The 12,413-nt window shown below is 71.1% G+C and carries 14 protein-coding genes and 3 tRNA genes; all 17 read left to right on the top strand.

Going from position 1 to position 12,413, the window contains the following annotated elements; translation table 11 throughout:
• Positions 1 to 379: 379 nt before the first annotated feature.
• The 17 genes from ACZ6Q9_RS06505 to rplL all read left to right on the top strand — a co-directional run bounded on the left by ACZ6Q9_RS06505 (position 380) and on the right by rplL (position 12,362).
• Complete coding sequence (locus tag ACZ6Q9_RS06505) at positions 380 to 1,600, top strand: low temperature requirement protein A (protein WP_396830247.1); 1,221 nt, start codon at positions 380 to 382, stop codon at positions 1,598 to 1,600.
• A gap of 611 nt (positions 1,601 to 2,211) precedes the next feature.
• Positions 2,212 to 2,352, top strand: a complete 141-nt coding sequence (locus ACZ6Q9_RS06500; RefSeq protein WP_350711563.1) for a hypothetical protein — start codon at positions 2,212 to 2,214, stop codon at positions 2,350 to 2,352.
• A 51-nt stretch (positions 2,353 to 2,403) separates the two neighbouring features.
• Positions 2,404 to 4,932: a putative bifunctional diguanylate cyclase/phosphodiesterase gene (locus tag ACZ6Q9_RS06495; protein WP_396830246.1), complete on the top strand. Its 2,529-nt coding sequence runs from the start codon at positions 2,404 to 2,406 to the stop codon at positions 4,930 to 4,932.
• A 96-nt stretch (positions 4,933 to 5,028) separates the two neighbouring features.
• Positions 5,029 to 5,101 (top strand) — tRNA-Thr (locus tag ACZ6Q9_RS06490).
• A 25-nt stretch (positions 5,102 to 5,126) separates the two neighbouring features.
• Positions 5,127 to 5,199, top strand: a tRNA-Met gene (locus ACZ6Q9_RS06485).
• A 132-nt stretch (positions 5,200 to 5,331) separates the two neighbouring features.
• A complete protein-coding gene (gene rpmG / locus ACZ6Q9_RS06480) occupies positions 5,332 to 5,499 on the top strand; it encodes a 50S ribosomal protein L33 (protein WP_013288652.1) in 168 nt (55 codons plus the stop codon).
• Between the two features lie 125 nt (positions 5,500 to 5,624).
• A complete protein-coding gene (locus tag ACZ6Q9_RS06475) occupies positions 5,625 to 6,071 on the top strand; it encodes a MaoC family dehydratase N-terminal domain-containing protein (protein WP_357692569.1) in 447 nt (148 codons plus the stop codon).
• 1 nt (position 6,072) lies between these two features.
• Complete coding sequence (locus ACZ6Q9_RS06470; protein WP_393450474.1) at positions 6,073 to 6,465, top strand: MaoC family dehydratase; 393 nt, start codon at positions 6,073 to 6,075, stop codon at positions 6,463 to 6,465.
• 126 nt (positions 6,466 to 6,591) lie between these two features.
• Positions 6,592 to 6,664 (top strand) — tRNA-Trp (locus tag ACZ6Q9_RS06465).
• 212 nt (positions 6,665 to 6,876) lie between these two features.
• Positions 6,877 to 7,269 carry a preprotein translocase subunit SecE gene (secE, locus tag ACZ6Q9_RS06460; protein WP_357692566.1) on the top strand — a complete coding sequence of 131 codons (393 nt, stop codon included), beginning with the start codon at positions 6,877 to 6,879 and terminating at the stop codon, positions 7,267 to 7,269.
• A gap of 38 nt (positions 7,270 to 7,307) precedes the next feature.
• Entirely contained in the window at positions 7,308 to 8,030 is a 723-nt protein-coding gene (gene nusG / locus ACZ6Q9_RS06455; protein ID WP_393105632.1) for a transcription termination/antitermination protein NusG, read from the top strand.
• Between the two features lie 184 nt (positions 8,031 to 8,214).
• On the top strand, positions 8,215 to 8,646 hold the full coding sequence (gene rplK / locus ACZ6Q9_RS06450) for a 50S ribosomal protein L11 (protein WP_350681614.1): 432 nt from the start codon (positions 8,215 to 8,217) through the stop codon (positions 8,644 to 8,646).
• Positions 8,647 to 8,726: 80 nt separating this feature from the next.
• On the top strand, positions 8,727 to 9,443 hold the full coding sequence (gene rplA, locus ACZ6Q9_RS06445) for a 50S ribosomal protein L1 (protein ID WP_393264980.1): 717 nt from the start codon (positions 8,727 to 8,729) through the stop codon (positions 9,441 to 9,443).
• A 77-nt stretch (positions 9,444 to 9,520) separates the two neighbouring features.
• Positions 9,521 to 10,354 (top strand): ABC transporter ATP-binding protein, encoded by an 834-nt coding sequence (locus ACZ6Q9_RS06440; RefSeq protein WP_396830245.1) that lies wholly within the window; start codon positions 9,521 to 9,523, stop codon positions 10,352 to 10,354.
• Positions 10,351 to 11,040, top strand: a complete 690-nt coding sequence (locus ACZ6Q9_RS06435) for a hypothetical protein (RefSeq protein ID WP_396830244.1) — start codon at positions 10,351 to 10,353, stop codon at positions 11,038 to 11,040. Before ACZ6Q9_RS06440 ends, ACZ6Q9_RS06435 begins: the two co-directional genes overlap by 4 nt.
• A 338-nt stretch (positions 11,041 to 11,378) precedes the next feature.
• Entirely contained in the window at positions 11,379 to 11,924 is a 546-nt protein-coding gene (rplJ, locus tag ACZ6Q9_RS06430; RefSeq protein WP_091102532.1) for a 50S ribosomal protein L10, read from the top strand.
• Between the two features lie 54 nt (positions 11,925 to 11,978).
• Entirely contained in the window at positions 11,979 to 12,362 is a 384-nt protein-coding gene (rplL, locus tag ACZ6Q9_RS06425) for a 50S ribosomal protein L7/L12 (RefSeq protein ID WP_393264986.1), read from the top strand.
• Positions 12,363 to 12,413 lie beyond the last annotated feature (51 nt).

The following is a 12,413-nucleotide window of genomic DNA, read 5'->3' as shown; positions in this document are numbered from 1 at the left end:
TCGGGGTGATACGTATGACTTCGTCAGGATCCTGGCCGCCCGGTTGCGATTGAGAGTCGCCGCATCACTGACCTGCGGTGTTCGATGGTGGCCGCGCAGATCGATCACGACGCGCCAGGCCGAGGGTCTGAACTGCAGGGAAAGTTGCGGCCCCTGTGTCGCAGCGGTGTCGCCGTACCCCTGTTGGGTCGGCGTTCATGCTGGTCAGAGGCTTCGGGTGCATCGTGGTCGGCGTTGCGGACCTGGTGCCGTTCGCCCATTCGTACGACATCCTGGTCGGGCCAGGAGCCGTTGCCGGTCACCGTTGTGCGGCTTTCCCTCCGGGTGTACGACGTCCAACCCCCGGTGAGCCGGGCAGGTGGCGGTGAGTATGAGCGGTATGGGACATCCGGAAGGCGGTGGAGAGGGTCAGGACCTGTTGCAACGTCGCGAGAACGTGCGGCAGGCCAACTTCCTGGAACTGTTCGTCGACCTGGTGTTGGTGTTCGCCCTGGCCGGGGTGGTCAGCCGCGTCGCGCGGGACATCGTCAGCGAAGACGCTGTCGTCCGGTGGCGGTCGATGGCCTTCCTGCTGGTGCTGTCGCTGCCGCTGATCTGGTTGTGGATCACGACCGCGCACATCACCAGCTGGTTCGACCCCCGCCGCCGCAAGATCCAGTGGATTGTGCTGGCCAGTGCCTTCGGATTGCTGGTCATGTCGACCTCGCTGCCGTACGCGTTCGTGGGCCGCGGGTGGGCGTTCGCGCTGCCGTACGTGATCCTGCAGCTCGGCCGGCCGCTCATCCTGATGCCCGCGCTGCGCGGGCACCCCCTTCGGCGGCTCTACCTCCGGTCAGTGCTGTGGTACGCGGCCACGGCGGTGATCTGGCTCGCCGGCGCGGCCGTCAGTGGCAGCGCCCGGGCCACCCTGTGGGGGGTCGCCGTGACCATTGACATCGTCGCCGGGCAGTTGCGCTGGCCGGTGCCGGGGATGGCCCGGCCAGCGCAGGTCAGTGCGTGGGCCATGGACAGCCGCCACCACCTGCCCGAGCGATACCAGCAGTTCCTGATGATCGCCCTCGGGGAAACCGTCCTCGCCGTCGGCCTCACGCTGACCAACCAGCCGGTCACCGCGGCGGCCGCCGCGGGGCTCGTGGTGGCGTTCCTGTCGACCGTGCTGTTGTGGCGCATCTACTTTTACCGCTCCGGCCAGGTCCTCGCCGAAGCTGTCGCCGCGGCGGGGGACCGGTACGCCGCCGGCCGCGCCACCGGCACCGCCCACGTCGTCATGGTGGCGGGCATCGTCGCCGCCGCAGTCGGGTTCGAGATCGTACTGCAGCACCCGGACGGCCGGCCCGAGGCGGTGTGGCTCGTCGCGATCCTCGGCGGCCCGGCATTGTTCCTCTACGGCCGCATCCGTCTGGAACGCATCGTGTTCGACCGACTTTCCGTCCGCCGCATCGTCGCCATCGCCGCCCTGGCGGTCGCCGCCGTCCCCCTGTATTTCGCCTCGTCGCTGGCCGCTGCGGTCGTGGCCGCGCTCGTGCTGCTCGCCGTCGCCCTGGCCGACGCCCGCCACGCCGCCGGCCGTCCTCCCGAGGCGCCCTCCCCGGCGCACTAGGTGTACTGCCCAGGGAGGTTGGTCAACCTGGTGATAGGCGTCCCGCCGGCGGAGGTTGCCCGGCGTCTGGGCCACGGCCTCGTGCTCCTTCGGGTCTACGCCGACTGCATCGACGGGGAGACGTACGTCGGACGGCCGGCGAAGCCCGTGCGGCGCCGGGCGGGAGGCGCTCACTCCCGCGGTCCCCTTCGTGACCGGCTTGTCCGGATCCGCCGCTCCAGCCGCATTGCCCTCCACCGATCGGACGCATCATGTCTCGACACTGGTGCGATGGCGCAGACCGGGTATGGTGGTCGATGCCCGGGCGCGTGTCCGGATGGGTGGTGCGGCTCCCCGGGCGACTGATGGACGATAGCCGTAGGGTCGGCCGGCCCTGCCGGCCTCGTCGCCGGGCGGAATGCGCCGAAGGTCGTATTCGGCACTGTACGAAGTGGGTGGTGGCCGTCGCAGGCTCGTGATCTGGCCTGCTGCGACGAGGGTGGTGGTCCGAACGGCGGAACGTCACCGACGCTCGGGCCGCCGGCAGGCGCACGGCTTTTCTGGGTACCTGCCTTGTGGCACGATCGTGGAACCTCCACCATCCCCGTGACACTTCCCCGACAGGAGCAAACATGTCTGGTCGAAGGCTGGGCCGGCTGCTTGGCTCGTTTTTCGTACTCGCCGCTGTGGCTGGTGGCGTCTTCGTCGGTGACGCCTCGAACGTCGGCGACGCTCAGTTGTTGGATTTCGTCTGGAACATGCCCAAGCTCTGACGAACCACCACGTCGATGATGTGAGCCGGCGCGGCCGGTGAGGGGAGCGGCATGGCGGGTCGAGGCCGCACCGGTCCCCGCTCGACGGAGTACGCCTGGCTGATCACCGGGCCGTTGGCGATGCTCGCGGTCGTCTGCGCCACGGTCGTCGGCCTGGTCGCCCCGGAGCCGTTCGGCGAATGGCCACTGGCAGTGCTGCTGCTGGTGGCCATGGTGGCTGCCGGCATGCCGGTGCTGAACTTCACGGTCCGGCGGCAGTCCATCGGGATGACGCTCAACGAGATCCCGCTCGTCCTGGCGTTCTTCCTCGTCCGGCCGCTCACGGTCGTCGCCATCTACACACTCTCGGCGATCATCACCCACCTGCGGCACCCCTCCACCGCCACGAAGTTCTGGTTCAACGTGGCCCGGGCCGCCGCCGGCTCGTCGCTGGCCGTCCTGGTGCTCCAGGCGTTCCCGCCGGTGCAGGGCGTGGGCCCGGCCACCTGGCTGACCCTGTTCGTCGCGGCGAGCATGGTGAACCTGGTGAGCCTCACCGCGATCGCCGGGGTGCACACGCTGCTCCAGGGCTGGCAGGCCGGGCGCGAGGTCTTCCGGAAGTCCCCGCCGGGACTGCTGGCCGCGGCGATCAACATCGCCTGCGGGATGATCGTCCTGATCCTCATCGCGGCCACCTGGTGGTCGTTGCTGCTGCTGGCGGTCCTGGTCGCCGCGCTGGCGCTCGTCTACCGGGCGTACGCCCAGTTCTTCCGGCAGCACCGCACGCTCGCCGACATGTACGAACTGAGCCGCGCGGTGAGCGAGAGCGGTCAGTACGGCACCCTGCCCGACGCCCTCCTCGGGCGGGTACGGGCCCTGATGCAGGCCGAGTACGCCACCCTCTGGTTGCCCGCCCAGGGCCGGCACCCGGAGGTGCTGCTCACCGCGCGCAACGACGACCCGGGCCTGCTCGACTTCGCCAAGACGCCGGCCGCGCTGCGCGAACGCGCCCGCGACGAGGGCCGTACGGTGGCCGTCGGGCGGGGCCTGATGACCGACGGCGACCTGCGCGCGGCGCTGTCGGCGGAGCGCGTCAAGGACGTGATCGTCATCCCGTTGCGGTCCGGCCAGGCGGTCATCGGGACGCTGGAGGTCGCCAACCGCCTCGGTGACAGCAACCACTTCGTCCGCACCGACGTGCCCCTGTTCGAGACGGTGGCGGCGCACGCGGCGGTGGCGTTGGAGAATTCCCGGCTGGTCGACCGGCTGCGGCACGACGCGTACCACGACGCGTTGACCAAGCTGCCCAACCGGCGGCGGATCACCGGCGCGCTGGACGAGGCGGTCAAGATCCGGGCGCCCGGCGAGGTGGTGGCGCTCCTGCTGTTCGACGTCGACCGGCTGCGGCAGGTCAACGAGTCCCTGGGGCACGCGGCGGGCGACAAGGTCCTCGCCGAGGTCGCCGACCGGCTGCGCGCCTGCGCCCCGTCGTCGGCCCTGGTCGGCCGAGCCGGCGGGGACGAGTTCCTGGTCACGCTGCGGCTGGAGAGCGCCGAGGCGGCGGTGGAGTTGGCCGCGCAGTTGCGCGAGCAGATCCGCGACGAGATGGTCTTCGACGCGCTCACCCTGGACGTGGACACGGCGGTCGGCGTCGCCGTACACCCGGATCACGGCAGCGACGCCGCCTCCCTGTTGCAACGGGTGGACCTGGCGGCGACGGCGGCCAAGTCCGTGCCGGGCAGCGTGCAGCTGTTCAGCCCGGCGCTGGAGTCCCGGTCGCTGCGGCGGCTGGGCCTCGCCGGTGACCTGCGGCGGGCGCTGGACGACGGCGAGTTGAAGGTCTACTTCCAGCCGAAGGTGACGCTGCGGGACCGCCGGCTGGTCGGCGTGGAGTGCCTGGCCCGGTGGGAGCACCCGGCCCACGGGTCGGTCGCCCCGGAGGACTTCGTCGCGGTGGCCGAGCACACCGGCCAGCTCGGCCGGTTCACCGAGTTCGTGCTCCGCGAGGGGCTGCGGCGCAGCCGGGACTGGTCGCACGCCGGCCAGCCGCTCTCCGTCGCGGTCAACCTCTCCGCCCGTACGCTCACCGACCAGCACTTCCCGGCCCGTGTGCAGGAGTTGCTCGACGAGTACGGCGTACCGCCGCAACGGCTCACGCTGGAGATCAAGGAGGCCGGGGTGCTGGACGGCACCGACCGGCCCATCCCGACGCTGCGGCGGCTGCGGGACCTCGGCGTACGGCTGTCGGTGGACGACTTCGGCACGGGGGATTCGTCCCTGGCGCACCTGCGCCGGCTGCCCGTGCACGAGGTGAAGGTCGACCGCTCATTCGTGCAGGGCATGGCGACGGACCCGGGCGACCTGGCGATCGTGAACGCCGTGGTCACCCTCTCCCAGCAGTTCGGCCTGGCCGTGGTCGCCGAGGGCGTGGAGAGCGAGCTGACCCTGGAGCTGCTCCAGGACATCGGCTGCGAGATCGGCCAGGGCTTCCTGTTCAGCCGGCCACTGCCGTACGAGCGGCTGGAGGCCTGGTTCGGCGCCCAGGTGGATCCGGAGACGATCTCCGCCGGAGAGCTGCCCCGGCTGCGCGTCGTGCCCTGAGCTGTGGAAATACGGCTCTGGGGGATCCGATTTCATCTCCGCCGCACGGCCGTGTAATGTATCCCCTGCGCGTCACCCCCCGGGGAGATCGCGCAGGCCCCCTTAGCTCAGTCGGCAGAGCGTCTCCATGGTAAGGAGAAGGTCTACGGTTCGATTCCGTAAGGGGGCTCAGAGGGTCCGGCTGGACCCGCCACGGCGGTGTAGCTCAGATGGTAGAGCAAGCGGCTCATAATCGCTGTGTCGCCGGTTCAAGTCCGGCCACCGCTACTCTCGTCCACCGGGCCTGTTCCCGGTGGCCGGTGGGATGGGCGCCACAGGCGCCCACTTTGCATGTCCGCGTGGTCAGCGCGTAGGCTGATGCGCCGTAGTTGTTACCCGTAGCGAGGAAGGCACTCCGCCGTGGCGAAGGCGACCGATGTCCGGCCGAAGATCACTTTGGCGTGTGTGGAGTGCAAGGAGCGCAACTACATCACGCGCAAGAACCGTCGTAACGACCCGGACCGCATCGAGCTGAAGAAGTTCTGCCCGCGGGACGGCAAGCACACGGTCCACCGCGAGACCCGCTGACCCACGGCCGGCTCCGCCGGCCCGGTCCCCGCACTTCCCGATCGCCGGTCCGTCAGGACGGCGCGGCTCCGGCCGCCGCCGCCCCGTACGGATCGGCGATCTTGTTTTGCGTGTAGGTTCGCGGCATGTCCCTGGACCCGTCCTTCGTCGGCCGGACGTACCCGCCGACCGCCCCCTACCAGGTGGGCCGAGAAAAGATCCGTGAGTTCGCGACGGCGATCGGCGCCGCCGACCCGGCCCACCACGACCCGGAGGCCGCCCGCGCGCTCGGCCACCCGGACGTGGTCGCCCCGCCGACCTTCCCCGTGGTGGTCAGCATGGCCGCCAGCCAGCAGATCATCGACGACCCGGCCCTCGGCGTGGACTACAGCCGGGTCGTCCACGGCGACCAGCGCTTCGCCTACACCCGCCCCGTGGTGGCGGGGGACGAGTTGGTCTGCGTCTGCGTCGTCGAGGACGTCAGCAGCCGCGGCGGGCACGACTTCCTGACCACCCGCACCGAGGTCGGCACGTCGGCCGGGGAGCCGGTGGTGACCGTCTGGTCGAAGCTCGTCGTACGCGGGGAGGGCTGAGATGGAGCTGCCAGCCAAGACGTTCCGGGTGACGCGCGCGGACCTGGTCCGCTACGCCGGCGCCTCGGGGGACTTCAACCCGATCCACTGGAGCGACCGGTTCGCCACCAAGGTGGGTCTGCCCGGCGTGATCGCCCACGGCATGTTCACCATGGCGCTGGTCGGCCGCGCGCTGACGGATTGGGCCGGCAGGCCGGACGCGGTGGTCGACTACAACGTCCGCTTCACCCGGCCGGTGGTCGTCCCAGACGACGACGAGGGCACCGAGATCGAGGTCACGGCGGTCGTCCGGGAGGTCACCGAGGAGGGCCTGACCAGGCTCGACGTGACCGCGACCTGCCTGGGGGAGAAGGTGCTCTCGCAGGCCCGGGCGACCGTCCGGACGGCCCGCTGACCAGGCCCGCGACGCGCGATGGGCAGACCGGTTGGGAAAGTCGTGCGACTACCCGTACACTGGTCCGCCGTGGGGCAAGTGACCCCTGCACGGTCCTGTGACCGGGCGGGGTGAGCGTTGCCGCACAGGGGTGTAGCTCAATTGGCAGAGCAGCGGTCTCCAAAACCGCAGGCTGCAGGTTCAAGTCCTGTCACCCCTGCGCCTCAGGCCTGACCGTTCCCGTGGGTCGCGCCGCCGTAGGGCGGCGTCCGGCCCGTGGTGGTGGTATCGGCGGGGTGGTTCCGAGGCATTCGGGTCCGTCCGGCCGGTCCACCGGCCGCGGCCCGTCGCGGGACGGTTGGTCCGGCCGGCGTGACCAAGCGCTGCGCACGCCCACCGCGTGCGACCCGACATCCCGCGACGGAGGGCGAAGTGGCCGACAAGAAGCGGCGCGGCGAGGACGCCGGCGACGACCGTCTGCACGACGAGGTCGTCGACGACGTGGCCGACGACGACGCCACCGACGCCGAGGAGCCGGTCTCCCGGGGCGGCACCGCGACGCGGTCGCGGGCGAAGGCCGAGTCGGCCGACAGCCGGCCCAAGACCAAGACGGACACCGATCGCGTGGGTCTGTTCGGCCGCATCGCCCGATTCATCCGCGAGGTCGTGGCCGAGCTGCGTAAGGTCATCTGGCCGACCCGCAAGGAGCTGCTGACCTACACGGCCGTGGTGGTCGCCTTCGTCACGGTGATGCTGACGATCGTGGCCGGCCTGGACTACGCCTTCGCGAAGGGCGTGCTGTGGGTCTTCGGCAACCCCAGCTGACCGGCCGACTGAGCCGATAGTGACGGAAGTGAGCGAGCGTGCCTGAGTACGACGAGACCGCCGAGACCACGGACGAGCAGTCCACGGTGGCGACGGCGGCTGGTGACGAGTCGGTCGAGGCCGCCAGCGAGCCGGAGTTCCCCACCACCGAGCCCGCCCCGGACGAGGACTACGACCCGGTCGCCGAGCTGCGGCAGAAGCTGCGCTACGCGCCGGGCGACTGGTACGTGGTGCACTCGTACGCCGGCTACGAGAACAAGGTCAAGACCAACCTCGAGACCCGGATCACGAGCCTCGACATGGAGGACTACATCTACCAGGTCGAGGTGCCGACCCGGGAAGAGGTCGAGGTCAAGAACGGGAAGCGGTCGCAGGTGCAGGCCAAGGTCTTCCCGGGCTACATCCTGGTCCGGATGGAGCTGACCGCGGAGTCCTACTCCTGCGTGCGCAACACGCCGGGCGTGACCGGCTTCGTGGGCGCGACGGACCGGGCCGACCGCCCGGCTCCGCTCTCCCTCGACGAGGTGCTGAAGTGGCTGGCGCCGGCCGTCGAGACCGAGCAGAAGAAGGCCAAGCCCGAGATCAAGGTCCTCGACTTCGAGGTCGGCGACTCGGTCACGGTCACCGACGGTGCCTTCGCCTCGCTGCCGGCGACGATCAGCGAGATCAACGCCGACCAGCAGAAGCTCAAGGTGCTCGTGTCGATCTTCGGCCGCGAGACGCCGGTGGAGCTCAACTTCAACCAGGTCACCAAGATCTGAGGTCCCGGTCGCCGGCGGTGGGCAGCGGCCCGCCGCCGGCGTACTCGTTCCACCCGTCCGTGCGACCTCGGCGGGAGGGGCGGCGGGACGCTGCGCTACCCTAGAACGTCGCCGCTGTCGCATCGCGCTGACCGTGCGCGCCCGCGGCCGGCACCTTTCCCAGTTCCAAGCCCCAGGAAGAGACATGCCTCCGAAGAAGAAGCTCGTCAAGACTTTCACGCTTCAGCTGCCGGCGGGCCAGGCCACCCCGGCGCCGCCGGTCGGCCCTGCGCTCGGCCAGCACGGCGTGAACATCATGGAGTTCTGCAAGTCCTACAACGCGCAGACCGAGTCCCAGCGGGGCGACATCGTCCCCGCCGAGATCAGCGTCTACGAGGACCGCAGCTTCACGTTCGTGCTGAAGACCCCGCCCGCCGCCCGGCTGCTGATCAAGGCCGCCGGCGTGCAGAAGGGCTCGGGCGTCCCGCACAAGGAGAAGGTCGGCTCGGTCACCCGCGCCCAGGTGCGCGAGATCGCCGAGAAGAAGATGGCCGACCTCAACGCCAACGACATCGACCAGGCCGAGAAGATCATCGCCGGCACCGCCCGGTCGATGGGCCTCAACGTCACCGACTGACCCCGGTCACCGTCAGATCCAGTTCGTGGGAGGGCGCGCGGACGCCGCGGCCCGCCATAGACCACAGGAGTTACCAGACCATGCAGCGCAGCAAGAGCTACCGCAAGGCCGCCGATGTCATCGACCGGTCCAAGCTCTACACCCCCGCCGAGGCCGTGAAGCTGGCCAAGGAGACCACCAACGTCAAGTTCGACGCCACGGTCGAGGTCGCGATGCGCCTCGGCGTCGACCCCCGCAAGGCGGACCAGATGGTCCGCGGCACGGTCAACCTGCCGCACGGCACCGGTAAGACCGCCCGCGTGATCGTCTTCGCCGCCGGCGCGAAGGCCGAGGAGGCCGTCGCCGCCGGTGCGGACGAGGTGGGCACCGACGAGCTGGTCGCCCGGATCCAGGGTGGTTGGCTCGACTTCGACGCGGCGATCGCCACGCCGGACCAGATGGCCAAGATCGGCCGGATCGCGCGGATCCTGGGCCCGCGCGGTCTCATGCCGAACCCGAAGACCGGCACGGTGACCATGGACGTCACCAAGGCCGTCTCGGACATCAAGGGCGGCAAGATCACCTTCCGGGTGGACAAGCACTCCAACCTGCACCTGATCATCGGCAAGGCCTCGTTCTCCGAGACCCAGCTGATCGACAACTACGCGGCGGTCCTCGACGAGGTCCTGCGGGCCAAGCCGTCCGCCGCGAAGGGCAAGTACCTCAAGAAGGTCACCCTCACCACCACCATGGGCCCGGGCGTCCCGGTCGACCCGAACCTGGTGAAGAACCTGCAGGAGGGCTCGGCCGAGGGCTGAGCACCCGCACCCGTGACGGGGCGTCGCCACACCGTGGCGGCGCCCCGTTCCCTTTCCGCTGTGGCATGCTCGGCCGGGTGCGACTGGAGAACGTCTGGCTGCGGTACCGGCGGCGCGGGCCGTGGGTGCTGCGGGAGACGGATGTGCGGGTCGGTTCCGGTGAGGTCGTGGTCGTGCTCGGCCGCAACGGCGTGGGCAAGTCGACCCTGCTCCAGGTGGCGGCCGGGGTGCTGCGGCCGAGCCGGGGGCGCGTGATCGACCGGCCCCGACATGTCGGTTGGGTCCCGGAGCGTTTCCCGGCCGACCAGCCCTTCACCGTCGAGCGCTACCTGACCGCCATGGGTCGGGTCGCTGGCCTCGATCCGGCGGCGACGGGCCGGGCGGTCGACCACTGGACCGACCAGCTGGGCCTGGCCCGGTTCCGCCGGGTCCGGCTGCCGGAGCTGTCCAAGGGCACCGCCCAGAAGGTCGGCCTGGCCCAGGCGATGCTGCGTACCCCCGGCCTGCTGGTGCTCGACGAGCCGTGGGAGGGCCTCGACGCCGCCACCCGGGAGCTGGTGCCCGCGGTGATCGCCGAGGTGTTGGCAACGGGCGGGTCGGTGCTGGTCAGCGACCACCGCGGCGAGATCGCCCGGCTGCCCGGCGCCCGCCGCTGGACGGTGGCCGACGGCACCGTCACCGAGGGTGCGCCACCGGCCGACGCGGCGATGGTGGTGGTCGAGGTCGCGGTGCCGGCCGCGCGGGTCGCCGGCACCGTCGCCCGGTTGCGCGCCGAGGGCCATCACGTCCTGCGCGTACGCCCCGAGGCGCCGACCCCTTCCGGCGCCCCGGACGGGGTCGCGACCGCCGAGGGGACGGCGGAGGTCGGCGCGGCGGAGCCGACCGGTCCGGCCACCGGGGGAGCGCGGTGACCGCCCTGCTCCGGCTGCGGCTGGCCGGCTTCCTGCGGACGGGGCGGGCCTTGGCGCCGCTGCTCGCGGGCCTGGTGGCCCTCGGCGTCCTCTACGGCGGCGGCCGGGCCCAGCCGGGAGAGGCGTACGGCGTCTCGGCGGTGGTGCTCTTCCCGGTGCTGGCCTGGCAGACCAAGGTGCTGCTGGACGTGGAGCCCGACGTGCAGCGCCGGTTGGCCCAGGCGCTGGTCGGGGTGCGCCGGGAGCGGCTGGCCGGCCTGCTCGCCGCCGGCGTGGCCGGGCTCGGCACGGTGGTCGTCGCGCTGGTCTTCCCCTGGCTGGTCGGCGGAGTCGCCGGCCCCGTGGGGCCGGACGACCGCTCGGTGCCCCTCGGCATCGCCGTCGGCCTGTGGGCGCACCTGCTGGCCGTACCCGCCGCGGTGGCGCTCGGGGCGCTGGCCAGCCGCGCCTGCGCGGGCAGCGCCGGCTACGGCGTCGCGGTGCTGGCGCTCGGCGGGGTCGGCGCGGTCGCCCTCGGCCTGAGCGGCTCGGTGGCGCCCTGGTTGGCGCCGCCGGTGATGGCGACCGCGCGGGCCGCCGCCGGCGACCTGGCCGCGCCGACCGTGGCGCTGCTGACCGGCTGGGCCGCGGCGTGGAGCGCGAGCGCCGGGGCGGCCTACCTGTGGCGGCGTCGCACCCGGCCCTGACCGGCGGCGCACCCCGGGTCCCACCGGAGGGGTGACGTGGCGCACCCGGGGGGCGATTTGGTGGTCAGGGCACTCTTCGCGTAACCTTGGCGCGAAGTTCCACCCAGAGACCGCTGGTCACCGTGCCCCGGCACGGTCGAAGGTCCCGCGACGACGGGCGACCCGCGCAGGGCGGTAAGCGAAATCGGTGCTGAGCACGGTCCGCCGACTGTGCCCGCGTCCGGCCCTCGCCCCGTGCGCCCTGCGCCGGGGCTTTCTCGTTCTCGTGATGCCTCCGCTCCCGTCGAAAGCTCCGGCCGACGACGGTGACCAGCCTCGAGCAACGAGAGAGGAGGGACATGGCGGACAAGCCGATCCGGGCCGACAAGGCCACGGCCGTCGCTGAGCTGACCGAGAGCTTCCGCAACGCGGGTGCCACGGTGCTGACCGAGTACCGCGGTCTGACGGTTTCCCAGCTCACCCAGCTGCGGCGCTCGCTCGGTAAGGAGACCAGCTACACGGTCGCGAAGAACACGCTCGCGAAGCGTGCCGCGTCCGACGCTGGCATCTCCGGTCTCGACGAGATGTTCACCGGTCCTACCGCGCTGACTTTCGTTTCGGGCGACGTCGTCGAGGCGGCGAAGGGGCTTCGCGACTTCGCGAAGGCCAACCCGAAGCTCGTCATCAAGGGCGGTGTCTTCGAGGGCAAGGCCATTTCCGCGGCCGAGGTCACGAAGCTCGCCGACCTGGAGTCCCGTGAGGTGCTGCTGGCCAAGCTGGCCGGCGCGATGAAGGGCAACCTGAGCAAGGCCGCGGCCCTGTTCCAGGCCCCGCTCTCCAAGGCCGCCCGTGCGGCGGCCGCCCTGGCGGACAAGCGCGAGAAGGAGGGCGCCGAGGCGGCCTGAGGCCCCGCGGCGCACCCAGTTCTTACCTAACAGATTCAGGAAAGGACGCCAGACATGGCGAAGCTCAGCACCGACGAGCTGCTCGACGCGTTCAAGGAGATGACGCTGATCGAGCTCTCCGAGTTCGTGAAGCAGTTCGAGGAGACCTTCGAGGTCACCGCCGCGGCTCCGGTCGCCGTCGCGGGCCCGGCCGGCCCGACCACGGCCGCCCCGGTCGAGGAGGAGAAGGACGAGTTCGACGTCATCCTCGAGGCTGACGGCGGCAAGAAGATCCAGGTCATCAAGGTCGTGCGCGAGCTGACCGGCCTGGGCCTCAAGGAGGCCAAGGACCTCGTCGAGGCCGCTCCGAAGGCCGTCCTGGAGAAGGCCAACAAGGAGACCGCCGAGAAGGCCAAGGCCAAGCTCGAGGGTGAGGGCGCCAAGGTCACCCTCAAGTGACCTGAGGTCGACCAGGCGCGCGTCCGGCTCACGTGAGCCGGGGCACACCGC

The sequence above is a fragment of the Micromonospora sp. NPDC049139 genome (genome assembly GCF_055586845.1).
The sequence above is the reverse complement of the archived record's forward strand: the minus strand, read 5'-3'. Positions and strand labels throughout refer to the sequence as shown.